Below are 388 nucleotides of genomic sequence, written 5' to 3'. Positions count from 1 at the left end.
TGTCGGTCCCTTATGGCGTTGGCCTGCTCGACGGCTGCCAGCTTTGCGCCTGCCTTAAGAGCATCGATAGTTTGGCGGGCCGTGGTAAGTTCTTGCTCCAAGAGCTCGACCTTGTGCCGCTCGTCATCAAGCGCTCGCTTCGCCGCAAGCTGGGAGGCGTCGCCGCTCAAAGATGGCGGGCCAGCCTCGACCCGGCAGGCGTGCGGCCAGCTATTGAAATCCTCCAGAGGCCGGTCCACCCCGTCGTCTTTTGTCGCGTTCGGCGGGACGTCGATGGGACTGGCGAGCCTGGCAGGGTCATGGAAATGCCATCGGACGCTGGGCTCGTGCAATCCTTTTTCAATCTGACCTGATCATCCTCCCCAGCCGCCGCCCCCGCTTCCACCGC

1 protein-coding gene is annotated in these 388 nt (G+C 63.7%); it reads right to left on the bottom strand.

Annotated elements, in window-relative coordinates; genetic code table 11:
* A partial coding sequence (locus AC0L2X_RS32565; RefSeq protein ID WP_473601233.1) for a hypothetical protein occupies nucleotides 1-332 on the bottom strand: 332 nt, incomplete at its 3' end.
* Nucleotides 333-388 lie beyond the last annotated feature (56 nt).

The organism is Mesorhizobium sp. WSM4828 (assembly GCF_055811175.1).
The sequence above is the reverse complement of the archived record's forward strand: the minus strand, read 5'-3'. Positions and strand labels throughout refer to the sequence as shown.